Below are 16,916 nucleotides of genomic sequence, written 5' to 3'. Positions count from 1 at the left end.
CAATAAAATCAAGGCATTCAGGGGGTTCATGGGGTATAATAAACCCCATGAATCCCTTGGCCGAACTCGATCAATTGAACCTGGAACCTGCCGCGAAAATCCACGTCACGGCAATGATTCAGACGCTGGTCGATCAAGCCGCGCAGGATGCGCAAACCATCGCCAAGAAAGACGCCAAAATCGCCGCGCTGACGCACGAATTGGCGTATTACAAGCGCATCCGCTTCAGCCACAAGAGTGAAGCCCTGGCGCCGTTGCAACGCGATGTGTTCGAGGAAACCTGGAACACCGACATGTCGGCGATTGAAGCCGAGGTCGAGCAACTACAGGACAACAGCCCATCCGATACGGTCACTCGGCCCAAACGCCCCCGTGCCGGTCGTCAACCTTTGCCTGAACATCTGCCACGCATCGAACACCGTCACGAACCCGAATCCTGCACCTGCGGTCAATGCGGTAAAGACTTGGTCAAGATCGGCGAAGACGTGACCGAGCAACTGGACGTCGAACCCGCCAAGTTTTTCGTGCATCGCCACATCCGTCCACAATACGCCTGCCGAGCCTGCGAAACCATCACGGCGGCACCGATTCCACCGGCCGTGATCGATGGCGGCATGGCGGCGATCGGTTTGCTGACTTGGGTCATGATCAGTAAATTCCTGGATCATTTGCCCTTGTACCGACTGGAACAAATCGCCGCCAGGAATGGCGTGATCCTGTCCCGCTCCACCCTGGCCGATTGGGTCGGACGCATCGGCGTGGCCTTGCTGCCCTTGGCCGATCGCCTGACTTGGCATCTATTGCAACGCGATAGCTTGCACGCCGATGAAACCCCGGTGCCACAACTCGATCCGGGCAACGGCAAAACCAAGAAAGCCTATCTGTGGGCCTACCGCAGCAACGACTTGCAACCGGGCCCCAAGATCATCGTCTTCGACTATCAAGCCGGTCGCAGCGGCCGGCATGCGCAACAGTTTCTACAAGATTGGCACGGTCACCTGATGGTCGACGACTATGGCGGCTATAAGGCCTTGTTTGCCACTGCCCGCGCGCACCCGGAAACCCGACTTCTGCTTGAACCGTGTATCGAACTGGCGTGTTGGACACATGCGCGCAGAAAGTTCTTCGACCTGTTCCAAGCCAGCCAAAGCCCCGTGGCGCAAGCCGCCTTGCAGCGGATCGGCGCCCTGTATGCCATTGAAGCCGAGGGGCGAGACATGAGCAGCGACGAGCGCCAACGCCTGCGGGCGGAAAAAAGCCAGCCTGCCTTAACCGAGCTGCACGATTGGCTGCAGAAAACCCGACTGCTGATGGCGCCCAACAGCGCAACCGCCAAAGCCATCGATTACAGTCTGAAGCGCTGGCCCGCGCTGACGCGTTACGCCGAAACCGGCGATCTGCCCATCGACAACAATCCCGTCGAGAACAGCATTCGACCCATTGCCCTGGGCAAAAAGAATTGGTTGTTCGCAGGCTCGGAACGCGCCGGCCAGCGGGCGGCCGTCATTCAAACCCTGCTCGGTACCGCCAAACTCAACGGCCTCGATCCGGCCGCTTGGCTAAGCGACACCCTGGAAAAACTCCCCACCTGGCCCAACAGCCGCATCGACGAACTGCTGCCGTTTGCTAACGCCGATTAAGTCCTGCCAGCGAGCTGGGGTCGTGGTACCGCTACGCGCTTACGCTTTTGCGAATAACGCAAACGAAGTATTCCCATTCAGAAAGGCTTGGATTTCTCGAGGGGACGCCGAAAAATTAAACGTCAGCAAAGGCGTGCCATTGGCCAGGACGATACTCATACCTTCCGCAGGGATGTCATGATCAAAGCGTTCACCCACGCATAATTTCAAATAATCCATTTCGGTTGTACTCATGAGACAGAGAGGTATGAGCCTAGGAATAAGGGAGAGGCAATGGCTCACCTAAAAGTCGCACGTTTTCTTCAATATCAACAGCAACACAACGATTCGCTTGGATCGCCTCAGCTAAAGCGTATTCGTCCTGGCACAAGTAAACATACTGTTCACAGGCAGAACAGTAGCGAACGTCCTGATTATCCGTTTGAGCCAACTCGTCCCATTTTTTATCGCATTGTTTGCCAAAAATGCAGTTTCTGATCACGGTAAGCGCTCTTTCAACAGCGTCTATAGTTCCTGATTGAAATCACAGAAGATAGTGTCCACGTATAACAAGGTGGACACCTATGATGGAGAACAAGAGTCGATTATCGCGACCACTGGTGGTGGGACATCGGAGCAATGGCCGTTGTCGTTATGATCCGGAAGCCAAACGGGAGCTCGTTGAAGCCTGTCTACAACCGGGTGTTTCGGTAGCCCGGATGGCACTGGCACACGGCATCAATGCCAATCTGCTGCGTAAATGGATTAACCAGTACCGTGAAAATTCCAGCTCAGTGCCGCCAAGTATCCCGGCCACGTTATCGGCCTTCGCACCGGTTCTGTCAATGGCGGTGACAAAGCCGGTAAAAGCAGGGCAATCGCGCTATGTTGCAGATGTTCCGAAGAGTAATTTAAAGCGATAGTTATCGTTCAAACATGCTCGCAACTTGCGGCGCTTCAAGCTGTCTTTAGTAGGTCCGTTATTTCGTAGTAAATTGAGTGCCATCCGTCGCATCAACGCCAAGTTTTCGGCGGAATGATCTGTTCTGGCGCGATTCGCATCTTCGCCAAACTGCACATCCAGCACCCAGTGCTGGGAATTTTCTATCGCCCAATGCTGCCGTACCCCTTCGGCAAAGCGCTGCAAATCCGTAAACGAACACAAATAGTAGCGACACTCAACCGAGGTCTTGTCACCGAGGGTGCGAATCGATTCAACCCGACCAATGGCTTGTAGCCCGGCCCAGTCAGGTTTTTGCGTCAACCAAGCAATCTCGCTACTCAAGCTGTAACGGCGTATTTCCAGGCGACCGTGATCTTTGTCGATGGTTTCGTAGACCGGTAAGCGGTCGTTGGCATTTTCAGTATCCAGCCACAACCTGACATCCTCGCAAAGGTTCGGATGATTATCCTTCAGTGCCAACACGTAATCCGCTTGCGCCGTAACGATGGTTTTCGCAATGGCTTTTTGACAACCCATGGCATCGATCGAGATCAGAGCTCCTTTGATGTCCAACATCGACAATAAATCGGGGATCGCCTTGATTTCGTTAGTCTTCTCATCCACCGCCTGTTGCGCCAACACCCAACGCGCTTCAGCCGCAAAGGCGCTCATCAAATGCACGGCCTTATCCCCTTCGCGGCTGCCGCGCAAGGTCTTGCCGTCCAAACAGACTTGCTGTCCTGAAAGGCTTGGCAATGCCGCCTGCACCCAACGTTGAAAGGTCTCGGCAAACGCTTGGGGATTCAGGCGGCCCAAGACATTACTCAGGGTATCGTGCGAGGGAATTCCATTCGGTAATTCCAAAAAGGTCCGCAGCCAATCTTCTTTTTCTTCGGCAAACTCTTCCATGCCGACCCAATCCTCGATGCCGCTCAATACTGCGCATAAGACGATCATCACGATATCCGTGAGTTTGTGGAGTTTGTTTTTGCCCTCTCGCCGCGGGTCTGTGAGGTCAGCAAAATAGGGGGTTGGATCTGGGAGCATCTGGGATATTAGGCAAAATCGCTATACTAAACCCCTTGCCCGTGCAAGTGCTACAAAGCGCGATTGCCCTGCCGGTAAAAGCCACTCTCCATGTGGCGTTACCCAATGGGGTTAAACTGGAACTGCAGGGTGTTGGTTTGACCGATCTTTCCCCTTTATTGAATGATCTGGCCGCTTTGACATGTTCCGTTTCGAGCCCGGGTTAAAGGTCTACTTGCACCGAGAACCGGTCGATGGCCGCAAAGCCATCAATGGTTTGGCGCTGCTGGTTGAGCATGCGTTGGGGTTGAATCCGTTTGAGCCGGCCATCTACGTGTTCAGCAATCGTCGGCGGGATCGGATCAAGCTGCTGTTGTGGGATCGTACCGGATTCTGGTTGATGATCAAGCGGCTGGAGGCCGATCGATTTCGCTGGCCGAAAGAAGCCGCTGTGGTGACCTTGACGGTCGAGCAACTCCACTGGCTGTTAGCAGGAATTGATCTGGCAGCGATGCGGCCGCATCCGACTCGAAACTATACCCACGTAGGCTGAAGTGATGGTGTAAAGCCTGTAAAATAGCGGCATGACGACCGCCATCACGCTGTCCACCGAAGAGTATCAGGCCTTGCTGGGCGAACAGCAACGGCTGGCCCATCAACTGCGGTTGATGACGGTCGAGCGTGATCTGTTGAAAGAACGCCTGGATGCCTTTTTGCATCGTCTGTTTGCCGCCAAGTCCGAGGCCAGGGCCAATCCGGCTCAACGCGATCTGTTTCTGAACGAAGCCGAAGCGCTGGCCCCCCAAGGTGTGCCGATTGCCGAGGAAGTCACGCCCGAAGCGGTTGAAGTCGCCGGTCATAGCCGTCAAAAGCGCGGCCGCAAACCCCTTGATCCCCACCTGCCGCGCGAGATCGTGCGCCACGAACTACCGGAAGCCGAACGCGTGTGTACTCATGATGGTGCGTATCTGGTAGAAATCGGCACTGAAATCAGCGAGCAGCTCGACATCGTTCCGCAACAAGTGCGAGTCATTCAACATCACCGCGTCAAATATGCCTGCCCTTGCTGCGATGACAGCATTCGGGTCACGCCGGCACCGGCGCGTATTATCCCCAAGGGCTTACTCACCGAAGCGGCATTGGCCTGGGTGGTCACCGCCAAATATCAGGATAGTCTGCCGCTGTATCGGCAAGCCGCACTATTAGGCCGATTCGGTGGCGATCTGTCGCGTACCACCCTGGCGGCCAGCATGGTGCGGGTCGGTCAGGCGGTGCAGCCAGTGATCAATTTGCTTCGCGACCATCTGCTGGACGCCGACCTGATCCTGGGCGACGAAACCGTCATTCAGGTGCTCAAAGAATCCGGGAGAGCCGCGCAAAGCAAGAGCTACCTGTGGGCACAGATGACCGGTTCCGGCCCGCCGATCCGGCTGTTCAGCTACACGCCGGGGCGCGGCGGAACTCATGCGCACCCCCTGTATGAAGGCATTAGGTCAGGTGTAGCACTGATGAGCGATGGCTATGAAGTGTATAACGCCATTGCCGCCGCGCGCGGTGCGGTTCATCTCGGCTGCTGGGCGCATGCACGCCGTTATTTCGTCGAAGCGGAAGCGGCCATCCCCAAAGCCGCACGTAACGCACAGCAACCCGCGACGCAGTTTATCACCGCGATGAGCGAGTTGTATGCCATCGAAGCCAAGGCCAAAGACCTCAGCGCCGAACAGCGCAGACAACGGCGCCAGGAACAAAGCCGACCGGTTTTAGCCAAGATCGAAGGCTTGCTGCTACAGCATCTGCACTCGGTGACGCCCGGCAGTTTGCTGGGCAAGGCCCTGCATTATCTGTCGTCGCAATGGCCCAAATTGACGCGTTTCGTCGACAATGGTGCCTGGCCCATAGACAACAATCTCTGCGAAAACGCCATACGTCCCTTCGTGGTGGGGCGCCGCAACTGGTTATTTTGCGACACGGTGGCCGGTGCCCAAGCCAGCGCCAATCTCTACTCGCTGATCGAAACCTGCAAAGCCAACGGCATCGAGCCTTACGCCTATCTGGTTGAGTTATTCCGTCAGTTGCCCCGGGCAAAAGCCGTCGAAGACTTCGAAGCATTGCTGCCTTGGCGTCTCGCCAATCCAACGGCCTAATCAAACTCGTACGGCTTTGTACTGAAATTCAATAGCGTCGTTTAAAGGGCGCTTACTGATCACGCCCACTTCGAATTCCTTGAAGAAAAAAGTTTGATAACTCGGCCCTTTCAGCCGGTACAGGTTTTTAGCTTGACTGAAAAATCCGCAATCCCCAGTTTGAATAACTGTTTAGCGGCTGCGTCCAAGGTTTTAAATTCCTTGGTTTCACGTTTCGTCGTTTCCAGTGGTTGCCCGTTGATGACCACCATGTAACCTTGGGCCATCACGGCGTAATGAACTTGGACTTGCTTTACCGCATTGGCATCAAGCAAAACCTTCACCTCGCGCTCAATCATACGCCTCCCTTGATTTTCGGTTCGCTGGGCTGCATGGGTTGTTCCCACGATTCAAATAGATCTTGTTGGTCGACTAATACCAGTAGATCCCCCGGCTTTACCTGCAAATAGCGACACAACTTGGCAAGCACCTCGCGATCAAAGCTTTTTACCTGATCGTAGTAATAGCGATCTACCGTCGCCCGCGCAATGCCTGTTGCGTGACAAACGTCGGCGACTTTAAGGCGTTTGGATCCAAGGATCGTGGACAGTCGACAGGTAATCATTGTTTTAGAATTTTTAATCGATCTCGATGAATTATTATAATGATAGAGTTAAGTGCAATCCGTGGCAAGGTTTCTAATTCAGGGCAATGCAACAGAATTTGGGGATAACGATTCAGCGGCAGTAAGATTAAGGCTATTGCGTTGCAGTGTTTTATTCTGCTTTGAACAACCCTAGGATTTCCTGAGCCCATGTCATCATCGATTAGTTCGAATTTTTATGCCTACCTTTCGCGCTTGCGATGGATTAAACGCTGGGGGCTAAAACGCAACGCCCATGAAGAAAATGTCATGGAGCACAGCTGGGAAGTGGCTGTCATTGCCCATACCTTGGCGCTCATCAAAAACCGCTATTTTGAAGGTCAAGTCGATGCCAATGCCGTGGCAACCGCAGCCCTTTACCATGACATCACGGAAGTCATTACCGGTGATATGCCCACACCCATCAAATACCATTCACCCGCTATTCTCGGTGCCTACAAACAAATCGAGCAGCAAGCGGAACAAGAGTTATTGAATCTTCTGCCTGAAGCATTACAACTCGATTTCCGGGCTTTGATCGATCACCAACAAATGTCTGAAGCCCATCAGAAAATCATCAAAGCGGCCGACAAGATATCCGCTTACCTGAAATGCCAGGCCGAATTAAAAGCCGGCAATGCTGAATTTGAAATGGCTGCCGAACAGCTCGAACGGGATATTGAAGCAATGGATCAGCCTGAGGTCAGATTTTTTATGTTGTCCTTCGCGCCTAACTGCGGACTGACGCTCGATGACTTGATGAAAAAACGCTAGGGATCGCAATCAGCATGGATTTCCAACCTAGCCCATCACATTCTGCCGACAATCCCGTTGAAAAACTGCACGGCTCCATCGAGCGCGTGACGTTCCATAGCGAGGCCTCGGGGTTTTGCGTGTTGCGGGTCAAGGTCAAAGGTTATCGTGAACTGATTACCGTGATCGGTTCGGCCGCCAGTGTCACAGCGGGCGAATATATCGAATGCCTGGGTTGCTGGATCAATGATCGCCAACACGGCCAGCAATTCAAGACCATCTCGTTAAAAATCGTGCCGCCGACCACGTTGGACGGTATCGAAAAATACCTGGGCTCCGGCATGGTCAAAGGTATCGGTCCCCATTTTGCCAAAAAGCTGGTCAAGGCCTTTGGTGAGCAGGTGTTCGATGTGATCGAGCAAACACCCGAGCGTCTGTTGGAATTACCGGGGATTGGTAAGAAACGCCAAGAGCGTGTGACCAGCGCCTGGGCAGAACAGAAAGTGATTCGGGAGATCATGGTTTTTCTGCAATCGCATGGCGTCGGCACCTCGCGTTCGGTGCGAATTTATAAAACCTACGGCGAGCAGGCCATCGAGAAAGTGCGCGAAAATCCCTATCGTCTGGCGCTAGACATCCACGGCGTCGGCTTTAAGACCGCCGATACCCTGGCACAGAGGCTGGGTATCGGTCCACAGTCCTTGATGCGTGCTCAAGCGGGTGTCCGCCATGTCTTGCAGGAATGGTCTGGCGAAGGTCACTGCGCCGCTATTCGCAGCAAGCTTTGTGAAATGGCAGCGAAACAACTGGAAATTCCGTTGCCGATCATCGATCAGGCCATTGCGGCGGAATTAACCGAAGGCAATTTGATCGCGGAAATCGATGGCAGCGACGAATTCATTTTTCTGACGCCTTTGCACCGTGCTGAAATCGGTTGTGCCGCCAACTTGAATCGATTAAATCAAGGCGATGCACCCTGGGGTGTAATCGACGCCGATAAAGCCATTCCCTGGGTGGAAGAGCAAACTGGCATGACCTTGTCGCAGTCGCAAGCGGCTGCTGTTCGCTTGGTACTTCAGCATAAAATCTCAGTCATCACCGGTGGCCCCGGTGTTGGTAAAACCACCCTGGTCAACAGTCTACTCAAGATTCTCAAAGCCAAACGCGTTCGGATTGGTTTGTGCGCGCCAACGGGGCGAGCGGCAAAACGTTTAACTGAATCGACGGGCATGGAAGCGAAAACCGTTCATCGTCTGCTGGAGTTTGATCCGACGCAGTTCGCGTTCAAGCATAATGACGAAATCCCGTTGGACCTCGATTGCTTAGTGATCGATGAGTCGTCGATGATGGACGTGGTGCTGATGAATCAGCTGTTAAAGGCCATACCGACGGAAGCTGCGGTATTGATCGTCGGTGATGTTGATCAATTACCGTCGGTCGGTCCTGGATCCGTGCTGGCAGATATCATCGATTCCGGGCAAATTGCCACCGTGCGTCTGACGGAGATTTTCCGCCAGGCCAGTACTTCCGAAATCATCACTAATGCGCACCGGATTAATCACGGGCAAATGCCGGTGGTGGACAAGACCGAAGCTCTCAGCGATTTTTATTGCCTCTATGCCGAAACACCCGAAGATATTTTCGCTAAATTGATGCAAGTCGTCCTTGAACGGATTCCGCAGCGCTTCCACTTTCATCCGGTCAACGACGTGCAAATTCTGACGCCCATGAATCGTGGCGGCCTGGGCGCACGGTCGTTGAACATCGAATTGCAAGCGCGTTTAAATGGTCACAGTGAACCAAAGATTACCCGATTTGGGAATACCTATGCGCCGGGTGATAAGGTCATTCAGCGGATCAACAACTACGACAAGGAAGTCTTCAACGGCGACATTGGTGTGATCAAATCCATTGATCTTGAGGACAGCCAGGTCAAAATATTGTTCGACGATCGAGTGGTCGACTACGAATTCAGTGATCTGGACGAAATTACACTAGCTTACGCCACCAGTGTGCACAAATCGCAAGGCTCAGAATACCCCGTGGTGGTCATTCCGTTGGCCATGCAGCACTTTATGCTGTTGGAACGTAATCTACTGTATACCGGCGTCACGCGTGGCAAACAACTGGTCGTAGTGATTGCCCAACCCAAAGCGCTGGGTATGGCGGTGAAAAACCAGCAATCGCAGCGTAGGATCACGCATTTGGTGGCTAGGCTGAACAAAATTGCGTGACTATTGTTAAGGCTGAATTTGTCGAGAACGGCCAAAAGCCGACCGTCAGGGTCTCTATCCAAATTCAATCGTTAAGGCTACCTGTGGCCCAGTCGAATGTCTGGTATTCGGCGAGCAAATTTACATTATCACTGCGTCACTATGATCCATCCGAGATATTTAAAGCGTTCCACTCATTTTTGGCTACGACGCAAGCAAGCTGCCACCTGCTGGTGAGTCGTTTGATACTTCCCCACGCCAACCAGCCAAACAGTAGCGCCTCAATGATGCGCTGCACCGCTCCGCGCACACCAAACAGCCCTGGAATGGTCATTAACAGCAAACCCATCCACACCAATAGTCCGGACAGTTGGAGTGCCATGGCCAATCGGTCGTTTTCGCGTCTGGCTTTCCCCAGTAGCAATAACCCCAAGCCGCCACCGGCATATTCTAGTCCACCAAAAGCATTGTGAACCAATTGACGCCATGAACCCCATAGCGGCGCTCCCTGATCGCACGGAAAAAAGCTGCAAGCCACGTAAGCGATTCCGACGCAACCGAATGCTGCCAACCCGTTGCGAACCTCTGCCGTAATATGTTGCTGTCGGTATTTCGTCAATACAGCCCCGCATTGCAATATGCCCAACGGTAACGACCAGCCAAAATTGATTCGGTTTGCGAGCGGTGTCGAAATGGCGCTCAATTCGCTAATGGTCTGGCTAATGGCATTATAATTTGCCAACAGCGTCGGCAAATATATCACTCCGCAAAGCCAATAAAGCGATGCAGTCAAGCCGAGCCAAGCGCCTAAAATGTCTGAAACGTTCTTCATATGTTCTAAACGGTCTATTCGTGTGTTGGTTGCCGGTGTTTGAATATGCCAAGTAAGTCATTGTGGCCAATGGGGGTGTCCAATAATAGATATCCATTGTTTTCGGCATCCATCAGCGATGACCAGGCAAGTTCGTATCAGTTGAGTACAGGCAATTTTGCTAAATGTCACAACTCGCCGTGAGCTGCGTCAGTGTCGCTCCGACGCATCGCCAATTGCCGCAACGACCGAGTCGGGCATATCCAGCGGAATGCCGTGGCCGCTATCGACCCAGATTTGTTTGGCACCAGGATACAGTCTGACTAGATCGCGGCGTTTTGCATTGGAATCGTCTGCCAATGGTGATGTTTGTTCGAGAGGTTGTAATGCGCCGAGAACAAGCACCGGTTTTCCGGCAAAGGTCGGGCTTGCCAATACCGCGTTCCTGAGTTCCTGCTTGGTCACGTCCGAGGTCACCATCGCCAACTGGAATAGCATGCGTACCCAAAGCGGCCGGTTTTCATAGGCTCCGTTGCCTTTGAGTTGCTCCGGATGGGTGGAATCAACCAGAATCAATGCGCTCACCTCGTCGGGATGAAGCCGTGCAAAGAGTTGCATGTATAAACCGCCCAAAGAATGCCCTACCAGAATATAAGGCGGCGGCAAATGTTTGGCTCTCAGTAACAGGCGCAGTTCTTCGGCAATGTGCTGACCGTCGCGGGGGGTGGATGCGGGTTCGCTGTTACCATATCCGGGGCGGTTGTAAGCGAATGCGGTAACGTTTCCGCCGAGCTCGGGCAACACTTTTGCCCACCAATCCATCGTGCCGCCGAGGCCGTTTTCGAACACGACGGTCTTGCCTCCGTTGCCGGATAAGGCGTATTCGACGCGTCGATTGTCGATTTGAGCCGTGGCCTTGTTCGGTAGCGACTCACAACCGGACATCAGCATTGCCAGCAATAAAATATATGCAAGTCTACTCATGGCTGGCTGTTTCTCCTTGTTCCCTACTGAGTTTTCGCTTGTATTCATCGTAGGACGCTTCTGCATTACCTAAACACCGATCGCGGTCGCCATAGTCAGCGAGGTGGAGGCATTGATTACGTTGATAGGACTGTCCGGTCGCATAAAGTTGTGGCGACGTGCAACTGGGACACAAGCTGATGATAAGTAAAATACCAACGAGTCTTAAGACAATCTCCTTAAAGTAAATGTCCATGCCAGCCACCTATTGAATGACTTGATCTGCTATCTGGTTTGAATCAAAGACCTCGATCAGCTTGCATTGCTTACCATCGGGACAGAGTTTGTCCACATTGCGTTCTAGCCAAACCCTATCCCAAGCATCCACCCAATAATCATAGCCGTCATTGGCCTGTAGCCGACCCAGCATGCCACCGCCGGAATGTCGGCCAACGACGCATGTTGTTCCGGATTCTTTGCGGCACCGGCTGAGAGCGGCCTCCACATTCTCCGAGACTGGGCGTCCGCTCGCCAGCCAGGTCTTTTTGTTTTCGGAGGGCTTTATTTTCGAACCCAGAGCCGGCCAGGCAACCGTTACGGCGAGATATTCCTTTACGGGAATAGATGGAAAACGGTCGGTTTGCGCCAGCGTGTTGTAAAGCATGGCGCCCTCCTGGCAAGAATCGGATTCCTTTTTACAGGCTCGCATGGCCGCAGCGGTTGCATTTTCAATCGAATTGTCGCTGGATACATAGGGAACGCCCCGGCCATTCCTCACGGTGCCGATATATTGGCTGTTGTGCGCTCGCACCAGAAGCGTGCAACTGTTCGGTAAATCCATCGCACTCTTGCAGGCATCCATAGCGGTTCGTTCGGCATCCTGAATGTTGAGATAGCCGGAAGATACCCAAAGCTGCGGCGTATCGGCATGCCCGACCACAGCCATAAAAAGATCCGATACAGACGGTCCATAGGCACTCTCTTCGCCATTGCCGTTATCCTGATCTTTTGGAACACAGGTTATCCAGCCGGAATTAGCGTCGACAACGGCGTTATATCTTGCTGGGCAGCCACCCGCATCGGCATGGGACTGAGCACTGAAAGCCATGCCGATAAAAAAATTAAGGACATTTTCATTTTTTGAACCGCTTCATCTGAAATGGGAGAGCGCCCAATATTCTTCATAACCAGCGCACCGTTTTTATACGTCTGCGTTGATGGCGTTATCAGGAATTACTGAAATGAACTTTGAATAATAAAGCCAAAATGGGGTGTCGGATTGGTGATGATGATCTGTTCCCCGGTCGGCTTCCTGATAACATATCCATTAAATACATTTTCCTGACCGCCTTGCAGATTGCCGTATACTTTGACTTTCTCACTCAGCGAAACATTTAGTTTCCTGTTGTCCGGCAACCGGGCTTTAACAGGAATAGAACCGGAACCATCCGTTAGAACAAAGCCGTTTTCCTCAAGTTGCGTGACTGTGCCTTCGATCGTACTTACCGGCGGTAATGCCAAATTCTTGATCGATGTAGTGCCGGCGCATCCGCTAACTGATAAATCAATTACAAACAATAGCGGCAGAAAGCTGGTTTTCATTGTGATCTCTCCTTTTTCATTGATAGGTATCATATTCAAGCTAATGAGGGCCACGCCAATTGCGCATCAATATCCACTCAACCACAGCGATATTGATGCTCCACCCGGCGGCCATGCATATTGCCCTTGATGTTTCGCTCCAAAGGCTTGGGAAGACAAACAACGGAATATGGGTGAAAACCTGCGTGCCCGCACCCAGGCCAAGTGCGTAGGCGCGCATCATCCAGGCGCGATGATGCGTGATTTTTTGCCTGCGGACTGCCAACAGCCCGAGCAATAAAGACAGGCTCATTCCCAGCCCGACCAATATACGTACAACATGGAGCACAGGCCCATCATAATTTAGCGTTGCACGCGGGTAATACAGCGTCATCCATAGGCCGGAAATCGAAACCGCAAGCCCGATAGGGATCAGCAAGCGCCCGAACAGCCGGTGCAAATTGAGCTGCTCTCGGCGAAAAACGCAAGAAAATTGCACGGCGCCCAAGGTGCAAAATAGGCACGAGCCAACAATGTGCAGTACCACAGGCAGTGGCGCGGCAAAGAAGCGCGCATTCTCCTCGGTAATGGCGGCTCCAAAACCGAGTTGAACCAGACGAAAAATGCCCGCTGATATAGGAATAAAGCTGAGTGTTAGCAAGCCGACAGGTATGAGCCAATCGGCTTTTGTTTGAGTTAGCATCAGCAATTTGCTTGACTTGGCGTTGTTTGCATCATGGCTCAAACGATTTGTAAAGCGACAACAAATGCCGCTCGAAGTCGATAAAGCGCTGCTCCGACCCCGTTGCGATCATGAAGGCGAGATTCATTTCATGACGTCCGATGTAGTCCATAGGGGCGTCCCAGTTCGGATTGCGCGAGCCGTCAATCGAGGAAAATTCAGGCGATGGTCCGATAAAATCCAGATAATCCTTATCCGCAAGTTGCCCAGCGTCTCTTAGCTTGTCAGCGATGGAAACAAGTTCAGTGTATCGAATGTTACGCAGGCTTTTTCCGGCCATGATTTGCGTGATCGATTGGCTGTCAACGGAATGATCTTTGCCCTCACTCAATGATTTGCCTAACGGCGAGATTGTAGCCATATCCGACACAACGCGCGTGGCGTTGCGCTGAACACTCGGTTTAGCCTCTGCAATTGAGCGAAATTGAGGCAGCAGCCCAGGATTACCGGTAATTTTCATTTTCGCGATCTTGAAATGCTGGAACGATACGACGCCGCGCGAATCCCAGCAAGGCGGCTCCGCCGGCGAACAGTGCCCAACTTGCCGGTAACGGCACGGAACTGACGGTATTATAGATCAGGTCGTCGATCGAAAAACCTGTTAAGCCGCCTCTGAAGTAAACGTGGTCGACGAGCCCTGCATAGCCCGATCCCAGCCACGCCATGCTCTGGAGCGGCGCACCCGAATATTGGAAGCTACTCACCCTATTGCCCTGGTACCATAGTTCAATGGCCGTCAAAGGAGACTGATAATCCTGTTGCAGGGGAAACGCCTTGTAATACGTGCCTTGAAACACAACCGGTGCATGATCGAAGCTGAGCATGCCTTCGTTGCCCCAAAATGTGTAATGGCCGTTGCCGCCGAAGGCTTTATCACCGATCCCGGTGCCTCCCAGGGCGCTCCATCCCGATATGCCGCCGTAGCCATCCGCCAGATCATTCGGGGAAATATCCTCGAATGTCACCACGGTCGATGCCTGTGCCGACATCGACAATCCCAGGGTCAGCATCGTGGCTAGAAATCGTTGTTTATGCTTCATTAGTTTCACTCCTATCAATTTCCGGGATTTGCTGCAAAGTAGGTCCTCTTATAGGCGACCTCAGTGCAACATGGTATTCGGGTTTACTCCATTTCTCAGGACGAATGCCTGCGGTTTTGCAGCAATAAGCCAAGCAGCCCGGAGGCAAATACCCATGCGGCTCCGGGTAACGGCACGGGCGCCGTGGAATAGGTCAGATTGTCGACAATAAAACCGTCGGAGGATTGGCCATGAAACTGAATTCTGTCGACCAGTCCGGAGTAGCCTGATGCCAGCCAATAAATATCGAATGGCTGATTGGCGGCGTCGAGCGTGGAGCTATAGACTTCTTGTCCCTGATAGAACAGCGAAAAACTGATGTCGGTGTCAAAGCCCCAATAGTTGTAATACATACCTTGAAAAATCACCGGACCTTGATCGAAAGTCAGCTCGCCAGCACGAGTATGCAGTCGGTTCTCGCCCGTTGCCGGGTCGTGCATCTCGAAGTCCGAATAACTCGACACTTGGCCACTCATTGACTCCCAGCCCGACAAACCGCCGTATCCGTCGACCAGATCCCAATCGTGGATATTTTCGAAATCGACTACAGTTGTTGTCGCATTCGCCGCGCCTGCGGCGCCTAGTGCCGCCGCTAGCAGAGCGGCCATCGTTATTTTATTCATGCGTTTTACTCCACTAATTTCCGATAACTCGAAGGATTAAATCGGCTGCAATTTGCCGGACTTGGATCGTCCAGAATATAGAAATCCCATCAACACGCTGCCGAACAGCCAAACCGCTGACGGCAAAGGTACCGGCGGCATCGCCACTACGTCGCCGTCGCGTACCGCTAGCACGTAATATTGAGTGCCTTTACTGATCGTGTTTTGCATGCCGGTTGAAAATTGCAGATACCATGCGGCGGTATCCGGCGTACTTGCACCGGGGATCGTGTACGAGGTCGCCATCCAATAAGAATACGATTGCAGGTTGTTGAATAAGCTTTCGTCGTTCGGATCGGCCGGGTCGTCTACCAGACCGTATCCATCCTGCTGTAAACCGCGCGAATCGACAAACCCTTTATTGGCGAAATCACTGTAATACAAATGCGCCAGTTCGGAGCTTGAGGTCGAGACGTTAAAACCGCAATCGGTGCCGCTATAGCCGTAATCGCAGCCCGACTCGCCCAAATCGGTGAAACTTGGCAACCGCCAGTCGTTGTATGTCGTATTACGCACGCTGTCGAAATAACTAAGTCCGCTTACCCAGGCCATGGCGTTTTGCCAGCTCATCTTGCCATCGGCGTCGAATCCGCTGGTTTTGGCGTAATTGGCGTCGGCCAGCCAGGTGACGTTGAGACCGCTGTCATAAATTAGGCCGCCGCCGCGATCGAATAACTGCGCCTGCGCGCTTTCGATCATTAATGAACAACACGCCGCTAGTGCGCAGCAAAGAGTTCGAGGTTTCATCGCGTTTCTCCATGGAAGTCGTCTTTAAATTTAAAAAAATCATCACAATCTCTACACCGTGACCGCATTGTAAAAACCCATGTCTACCGCTTCCATTTGAATTCTTTCAATGGTCGCCGTGCGACCGCGAAGGCAAAAAAATTCTGCGGGTAGCGATTAATCGACGACGAAATGCAGTCGACCAAGTGTCGGAGATAGAATGTTTGCGGTCAGTAAGCATCTAGCCTTCTCGAAGGGGCCTCAGCATTTGCCCGCGGCTCTTAATAACGCATTGCAGCTCGCGTTGTTGGTTTTTCCGATGTCTTTCGAGCCTTTGGTAAAATCGGTGCACATGGCGTCTGCCCCGCTTGCCATACCCCAGGTCGCGAATTTGCCAAACCCGGACGGCTCTAAAATTTCACACTTAAAGGTGGCTCCATCATCCGTTTTAACGGTGTACTGCATGCCGTTATAGCCGGCCGGAGCTTCTGTAGCCTGAGAATTGGTGATTTTAAAGTTGCCAATTTCGCGGCCAATAGCCATCGATATTTTCTTCTCGGCCTGGTTGCTTCCTTGAGCGGAAGTATTATTGGTGGTTGTTGCGCAGCCGGAAAACATCAATAAGAGAGCGACCGCCAGAACTTTTTGTGCCATTTTGATTTTCCACCGCTCCAAATAAAGGAAACGTTGGGCATAGGAGCGTGAAGATATGCCTAACGTCTTGAACTAGCCGGCAAGGCTTTGGTGCCGTGCGAGGGGACCGAAGGGACTTAGGTTAGGCTGCGTTCAGTGCTGTATTTCGCAAAAGCAGTGAAATGCTACGTTTTTCCGGTTTCCCAATTCAGTGCCTGCCCGAACCGGAAAGCGGCAGGCAATTAATCAGACTCGACCGGATACCGTAATTCATCCCGGCTTGCAGGCTGTCACTTGGACTGCTTGCATTGTAAAAACGCCGGTTTGCGAATTCCCGTCAATTTCTTCCAAGCGCCATTAGCCTTCTACGAAGGCGAAAAATTCCTGCGAATGGCGAAT

General features: G+C 52.6%; 19 protein-coding genes. 6 read left to right on the top strand and 13 right to left on the bottom strand.

The window, feature by feature from the left end; all coding sequences use genetic code 11:
• Positions 1 to 47 precede the first annotated feature (47 nt).
• Both tnpC (NM686_RS07035) and tnpA read left to right on the top strand, forming a co-directional pair.
• Positions 48 to 1,640 carry an IS66 family transposase gene (gene tnpC, locus NM686_RS07035; protein WP_255187172.1) on the top strand — a complete coding sequence of 531 codons (1,593 nt, stop codon included), beginning with the start codon at positions 48 to 50 and terminating at the stop codon, positions 1,638 to 1,640.
• A 563-nt stretch (positions 1,641 to 2,203) separates the two neighbouring features.
• Positions 2,204 to 2,542 (top strand): IS66-like element accessory protein TnpA, encoded by a 339-nt coding sequence (gene tnpA, locus NM686_RS07030; protein ID WP_269022629.1) that lies wholly within the window; start codon positions 2,204 to 2,206, stop codon positions 2,540 to 2,542.
• On the opposite strand, the gene NM686_RS07025 is transcribed toward tnpA, so the two are convergent.
• The gene (locus tag NM686_RS07025) at positions 2,503 to 3,609 is read right to left on the bottom strand and encodes an ISAs1 family transposase (protein WP_255187025.1); all 1,107 of its coding nucleotides are present in this window, start codon (positions 3,607 to 3,609) and stop codon (positions 2,503 to 2,505) included. The two genes, tnpA and NM686_RS07025, sit on opposite strands and share 40 nt — an antisense overlap.
• 214 nt (positions 3,610 to 3,823) lie before the next feature.
• On the opposite strand from NM686_RS07025, the gene tnpB reads away from it, so the two are divergent.
• Both tnpB and tnpC (NM686_RS07015) read left to right on the top strand, forming a co-directional pair.
• Positions 3,824 to 4,141: an IS66 family insertion sequence element accessory protein TnpB gene (gene tnpB / locus NM686_RS07020; protein ID WP_269022628.1), complete on the top strand. Its 318-nt coding sequence runs from the start codon at positions 3,824 to 3,826 to the stop codon at positions 4,139 to 4,141.
• A gap of 31 nt (positions 4,142 to 4,172) precedes the next feature.
• Positions 4,173 to 5,732 carry an IS66 family transposase gene (tnpC, locus tag NM686_RS07015; RefSeq protein ID WP_255187168.1) on the top strand — a complete coding sequence of 520 codons (1,560 nt, stop codon included), beginning with the start codon at positions 4,173 to 4,175 and terminating at the stop codon, positions 5,730 to 5,732.
• A 110-nt stretch (positions 5,733 to 5,842) separates the two neighbouring features.
• Here the strand turns inward: tnpC (NM686_RS07015) and NM686_RS07010 are convergent, their stop codons facing one another.
• Complete coding sequence (locus tag NM686_RS07010; protein WP_054758235.1) at positions 5,843 to 6,070, bottom strand: hypothetical protein; 228 nt, start codon at positions 6,068 to 6,070, stop codon at positions 5,843 to 5,845.
• Positions 6,067 to 6,336 carry a helix-turn-helix domain-containing protein gene (locus tag NM686_RS21770; protein WP_192391929.1) on the bottom strand — a complete coding sequence of 90 codons (270 nt, stop codon included), beginning with the start codon at positions 6,334 to 6,336 and terminating at the stop codon, positions 6,067 to 6,069. Before NM686_RS21770 ends, NM686_RS07010 begins: the two co-directional genes overlap by 4 nt.
• A gap of 189 nt (positions 6,337 to 6,525) precedes the next feature.
• Between NM686_RS21770 and yfbR the strand changes: the two genes are divergently transcribed.
• Complete coding sequence (yfbR, locus tag NM686_RS07005; RefSeq protein WP_255187167.1) at positions 6,526 to 7,128, top strand: 5'-deoxynucleotidase; 603 nt, start codon at positions 6,526 to 6,528, stop codon at positions 7,126 to 7,128.
• A 14-nt stretch (positions 7,129 to 7,142) separates the two neighbouring features.
• Complete coding sequence (recD2, locus tag NM686_RS07000; protein ID WP_255187166.1) at positions 7,143 to 9,341, top strand: SF1B family DNA helicase RecD2; 2,199 nt, start codon at positions 7,143 to 7,145, stop codon at positions 9,339 to 9,341.
• 139 nt (positions 9,342 to 9,480) lie between these two features.
• On the opposite strand, the gene NM686_RS06995 is transcribed toward recD2, so the two are convergent.
• The 10 genes from NM686_RS06995 to NM686_RS06950 form a co-directional block, all read right to left on the bottom strand.
• Positions 9,481 to 10,152 carry a DUF998 domain-containing protein gene (locus NM686_RS06995; RefSeq protein ID WP_269022627.1) on the bottom strand — a complete coding sequence of 224 codons (672 nt, stop codon included), beginning with the start codon at positions 10,150 to 10,152 and terminating at the stop codon, positions 9,481 to 9,483.
• A 189-nt stretch (positions 10,153 to 10,341) separates the two neighbouring features.
• Positions 10,342 to 11,115, bottom strand: coding sequence for an alpha/beta fold hydrolase (locus tag NM686_RS06990; protein WP_255187164.1), 774 nt, complete (start codon positions 11,113 to 11,115; stop codon positions 10,342 to 10,344).
• A gap of 244 nt (positions 11,116 to 11,359) precedes the next feature.
• Positions 11,360 to 12,202, bottom strand: a complete 843-nt coding sequence (locus tag NM686_RS06985) for a DUF4189 domain-containing protein (RefSeq protein WP_255187163.1) — start codon at positions 12,200 to 12,202, stop codon at positions 11,360 to 11,362.
• Positions 12,203 to 12,327: 125 nt separating this feature from the next.
• Entirely contained in the window at positions 12,328 to 12,696 is a 369-nt protein-coding gene (locus NM686_RS06980; protein ID WP_255187162.1) for an OB-fold nucleic acid binding domain-containing protein, read from the bottom strand.
• A 40-nt stretch (positions 12,697 to 12,736) separates the two neighbouring features.
• Entirely contained in the window at positions 12,737 to 13,378 is a 642-nt protein-coding gene (locus NM686_RS06975) for a DUF2306 domain-containing protein (RefSeq protein ID WP_269022626.1), read from the bottom strand.
• Between the two features lie 31 nt (positions 13,379 to 13,409).
• Entirely contained in the window at positions 13,410 to 13,877 is a 468-nt protein-coding gene (locus NM686_RS06970) for a hypothetical protein (RefSeq protein ID WP_255187160.1), read from the bottom strand.
• Positions 13,861 to 14,457, bottom strand: a complete 597-nt coding sequence (locus NM686_RS06965) for a hypothetical protein (RefSeq protein WP_255187159.1) — start codon at positions 14,455 to 14,457, stop codon at positions 13,861 to 13,863. The genes NM686_RS06970 and NM686_RS06965 overlap by 17 nt, the downstream gene beginning before the upstream one ends.
• Before the next feature lie 95 nt (positions 14,458 to 14,552).
• Positions 14,553 to 15,119: a hypothetical protein gene (locus NM686_RS06960; RefSeq protein ID WP_255187158.1), complete on the bottom strand. Its 567-nt coding sequence runs from the start codon at positions 15,117 to 15,119 to the stop codon at positions 14,553 to 14,555.
• A gap of 36 nt (positions 15,120 to 15,155) precedes the next feature.
• Positions 15,156 to 15,905, bottom strand: coding sequence for an Lcl domain-containing protein (locus NM686_RS06955; RefSeq protein ID WP_255187157.1), 750 nt, complete (start codon positions 15,903 to 15,905; stop codon positions 15,156 to 15,158).
• 240 nt (positions 15,906 to 16,145) lie between these two features.
• Positions 16,146 to 16,538: a hypothetical protein gene (locus tag NM686_RS06950; RefSeq protein ID WP_255187156.1), complete on the bottom strand. Its 393-nt coding sequence runs from the start codon at positions 16,536 to 16,538 to the stop codon at positions 16,146 to 16,148.
• Positions 16,539 to 16,916: the final 378 nt, after the last annotated feature.

Source organism: Methylomonas rapida (assembly GCF_024360925.2).
GTDB classification, from domain to species: domain Bacteria; phylum Pseudomonadota; class Gammaproteobacteria; order Methylococcales; family Methylomonadaceae; genus Methylomonas; species Methylomonas rapida.
This window is presented reverse-complemented; position numbering and strand designations above follow the sequence as displayed.

Excerpts from the sequence above, each read along its gene's own strand:
- tnpC (WP_255187172.1), top strand. The coding sequence starts at position 48 with ATGAATCCCTTGGCCGAACTCGATCAATTGAACCTGGAACCTGCCGCG.
- tnpA (WP_269022629.1), top strand. The coding sequence starts at position 2,204 with ATGATGGAGAACAAGAGTCGATTATCGCGACCACTGGTGGTGGGACAT.
- NM686_RS07025 (WP_255187025.1), bottom strand. The coding sequence starts at position 3,609 with ATGCTCCCAGATCCAACCCCCTATTTTGCTGACCTCACAGACCCGCGG.
- tnpC (WP_255187168.1), top strand. The coding sequence starts at position 4,173 with ATGACGACCGCCATCACGCTGTCCACCGAAGAGTATCAGGCCTTGCTG.
- NM686_RS07010 (WP_054758235.1), bottom strand. The coding sequence starts at position 6,070 with ATGATTGAGCGCGAGGTGAAGGTTTTGCTTGATGCCAATGCGGTAAAG.
- NM686_RS21770 (WP_192391929.1), bottom strand. The coding sequence starts at position 6,336 with ATGATTACCTGTCGACTGTCCACGATCCTTGGATCCAAACGCCTTAAA.
- yfbR (WP_255187167.1), top strand. The coding sequence starts at position 6,526 with ATGTCATCATCGATTAGTTCGAATTTTTATGCCTACCTTTCGCGCTTG.
- recD2 (WP_255187166.1), top strand. The coding sequence starts at position 7,143 with ATGGATTTCCAACCTAGCCCATCACATTCTGCCGACAATCCCGTTGAA.
- NM686_RS06995 (WP_269022627.1), bottom strand. The coding sequence starts at position 10,152 with ATGAAGAACGTTTCAGACATTTTAGGCGCTTGGCTCGGCTTGACTGCA.
- NM686_RS06990 (WP_255187164.1), bottom strand. The coding sequence starts at position 11,115 with ATGAGTAGACTTGCATATATTTTATTGCTGGCAATGCTGATGTCCGGT.
- NM686_RS06985 (WP_255187163.1), bottom strand. The coding sequence starts at position 12,202 with ATGGCTTTCAGTGCTCAGTCCCATGCCGATGCGGGTGGCTGCCCAGCA.
- NM686_RS06980 (WP_255187162.1), bottom strand. The coding sequence starts at position 12,696 with ATGAAAACCAGCTTTCTGCCGCTATTGTTTGTAATTGATTTATCAGTT.
- NM686_RS06975 (WP_269022626.1), bottom strand. The coding sequence starts at position 13,378 with ATGCTAACTCAAACAAAAGCCGATTGGCTCATACCTGTCGGCTTGCTA.
- NM686_RS06970 (WP_255187160.1), bottom strand. The coding sequence starts at position 13,877 with ATGAAAATTACCGGTAATCCTGGGCTGCTGCCTCAATTTCGCTCAATT.
- NM686_RS06965 (WP_255187159.1), bottom strand. The coding sequence starts at position 14,457 with ATGAAGCATAAACAACGATTTCTAGCCACGATGCTGACCCTGGGATTG.
- NM686_RS06960 (WP_255187158.1), bottom strand. The coding sequence starts at position 15,119 with ATGAATAAAATAACGATGGCCGCTCTGCTAGCGGCGGCACTAGGCGCC.
- NM686_RS06955 (WP_255187157.1), bottom strand. The coding sequence starts at position 15,905 with ATGAAACCTCGAACTCTTTGCTGCGCACTAGCGGCGTGTTGTTCATTA.
- NM686_RS06950 (WP_255187156.1), bottom strand. The coding sequence starts at position 16,538 with ATGGCACAAAAAGTTCTGGCGGTCGCTCTCTTATTGATGTTTTCCGGC.